Raw genomic sequence first — 2,307 nt, 5'->3', positions numbered from 1 at the left:
ACCTCGTGGGTCGCGGGTGGGTGCGGGCGATGGCGACGGTCGCGCCGCGGAAATCCGGCGCGATGGTGGGCGGCCACAGCGCGTCGGGATCGGTGTCCGAGGGCGGCTCGGTGATCGGGCCGTCATTGGCGCGGTCCCAGCGGGCGCGCGCCAGCTGGCCCAGGGCGCGGGCGGCGTCGCCGGTCAGCACCGCCGACATGTCGTGCCAGGGCTGGCCGATCTCGCCCGAGCGCAACACCCGGCGGGGTTCGTCGGCCCGATGTTCGGGGGTGTCCCAGCGGCCTTCGGTCACGTCGATGCCGCCGCAGAAGGCCAGCGCATCGTCGATCACCACGATCTTCTGGTGATGGCAGGCGCCGAACGGGTGGTGGCCGTCGAAGGCCAGGTGGATCTGGTCGGGCGACAGCAGCTTGGTGCGCAGCGCGGGCAGGATCCGGCCCGGCGCGATGAGGGCGCCGCCGCTCCATTTCAGCAGATGGACGTCGAGGTCGGGGCGGCGGTCGACCAGCGCCTCGAGGAACGGCCCGACCTGGTTCGGCAGGCCGTCGGGGGCGTTGCCGTCCGCGTCGCTTTCGCCCGGCAGCATGTTGAGTTCGAAGTCGAAGTCCCAGCCGATCATCACGGCCAGGTGGCGCGCCTCGGCCAGGGCGTGGCGCAGGGCGCGGAAGTAATCCGCGCCGTCGACGATCAGCGCAAAACGGTCGGCGGGAACGGCGCGCCAGCAGTTCTCGCCGGGGGTGAGCGTCAGGGGCATGGGGGACTCGGGGTTGTGTGCAGGGTCCAACACGCTGGTCCCGTCGCGGTTCCGGTGCCGCGCCGGGGCTTGACCCGGCCGCCGCGCGCGGGGCCAATGGCGCACGCAAGGAAGGCAGCCATGACCCGCATCATCGACATCCTGAACGGCCCCAACCTGAACCTGCTGGGCCAGCGCCAGCCCGAGGTCTATGGCCGCGAGACGCCGGCCGATGTCGAGGCCGCCTGCGCCGCGCTGGCCGCCGAGCTGGGCGTCCAGGTCCGGTTCCGGCAGTCGAACCACGAAGGCCAGATCGTCGACTGGATCCACGAGGCGCGCGAGACCGCCGCCGCCATCGTCATCAACCCCGCCGCCTATACCCACACCTCGGTGGCGATCCTCGATGCACTCAAGGCCTTCGACGGGCCGGTGATCGAGGTCCATATCTCGAATGTCCATCAGCGCGAGTCGTTTCGCCACCATTCCTATGTCAGCCTGCGCGCCGACGGGGTGATCGCGGGCTGCGGCACCGAAGGCTATCTGCTGGCGCTGCGCCGCGTCGCGTCGCTGACGGCGGGGGCGTGATGCGGATCGACCTCAACTCCGACCTGGGCGAGGGCTTCGGCCCCTGGCGGATGGGCGACGACGCCGCGATGCTGGACATCGTGACCAGCGCCAATGTCGCGGCGGGCGGCCATGCCAGCGACCCCGAAACCATGTTCGCCACCCTGCAGACGGCCGCAAGCCGCGGCGTCGTCGTCGGCGCCCATCCCGGCTATGCCGACCGCGAGGGCTTTGGCCGCCGCGTCATCCCGATGTCGCCGGCCGAGATCGGGCGCATGGTGGTGGCCCAGACCGGGGCGCTGGCGACGCTGGCGCAGCTGGCGGGGACCGAGGTCCGCTATGTCAAACCGCACGGCGCGCTGGGAAACCTCGCCGCCGCCGATGCGCAGGTCGCAGACGCCATCGCCGCGGCCGTGGGCGCCCTGTCGCCGCGGCTGGCGATCCTCGCCATCTCCGGCACCGCGCTGGAACAGGCGGCGCGGGGGCGGGGAATCGCGGTGTTTTCCGAAATCTTCGCCGACCGCGCCTATCTGCCGAACGGCCAGCTGGTGCCGCGGTCGCGCGAGGGCGCCGTGCTGCACGATCCGGCCACCATCGCCGACCGGCTGTTGGCGTTCCTCGACAGCGGCCTGATGCCCGTGATCGACGGCGCGCCGGTGCGGCTGGCCGCGCAGTCGATCTGCGTCCATTCCGACACGCCCGGCGCGGTAGCCATCGCCCGTGACCTGCGCGAGCGGCTGACCGCGGCGGGCGTGCACATCGCGCCGTTCCTGTGAGCGCGTCGGCGAGCATGGAACCGCGGCTCGTCCCCATCGCCGACCACGCGCTGCTGGTCGAATTCGGTTCGGTCATCGACGACGCCGTGACCGACCGTGTGCATGCCCTGGACCGCGCGCTGGCCGCCGCGCCGCCGCCGGGGCTGCGCGAGGTGGTGCCGGGTTTCGTCAACCTGCTGATCGACTTCGACCCGCTGCTGACCGATCACGCCCGGCTGGCTCGGGAGGTGGGAA

At 72.1% G+C, this 2,307-nt stretch carries 3 protein-coding genes and 1 pseudogene; 3 read left to right on the top strand and 1 reads right to left on the bottom strand.

The genetic code is table 11. The annotated features are described in order from the left end of the window. A pseudogene (locus tag IC63_RS16660) lies at positions 1–754 on the bottom strand (phospholipase D-like domain-containing protein); the annotation flags it as partial. Between the two features lie 120 nt (positions 755–874). Here IC63_RS16660 and aroQ point away from each other — a divergent pair. The 3 genes from aroQ to IC63_RS16645 all read left to right on the top strand — a co-directional run. Beyond that, positions 875–1,318 (top strand): type II 3-dehydroquinate dehydratase, encoded by a 444-nt coding sequence (gene aroQ / locus IC63_RS16655; RefSeq protein ID WP_036722719.1) that lies wholly within the window; start codon positions 875–877, stop codon positions 1,316–1,318. Further along, entirely contained in the window at positions 1,318–2,073 is a 756-nt protein-coding gene (locus IC63_RS16650) for a LamB/YcsF family protein (protein ID WP_198026359.1), read from the top strand. The genes aroQ and IC63_RS16650 overlap by 1 nt, the downstream gene beginning before the upstream one ends. 14 nt (positions 2,074–2,087) lie before the next feature. Beyond that, positions 2,088–2,307: carboxyltransferase domain-containing protein (locus tag IC63_RS16645; protein ID WP_036722713.1), on the top strand; the 220-nt coding region annotated here is incomplete at its 3' end.

Origin of the sequence: Paracoccus sphaerophysae (assembly GCF_000763805.1) — a bacterium.
In the GTDB taxonomy this organism is placed as follows: domain Bacteria; phylum Pseudomonadota; class Alphaproteobacteria; order Rhodobacterales; family Rhodobacteraceae; genus Paracoccus; species Paracoccus sphaerophysae.
This window is presented reverse-complemented; position numbering and strand designations above follow the sequence as displayed.

What these genes read in the sequence shown, in the direction of transcription:
- aroQ (WP_036722719.1), top strand. Translation starts at nt 875, where the DNA reads ATGACCCGCATCATCGACATCCTGAACGGCCCCAACCTGAACCTGCTG.
- IC63_RS16650 (WP_198026359.1), top strand. Translation starts at nt 1,318, where the DNA reads ATGCGGATCGACCTCAACTCCGACCTGGGCGAGGGCTTCGGCCCCTGG.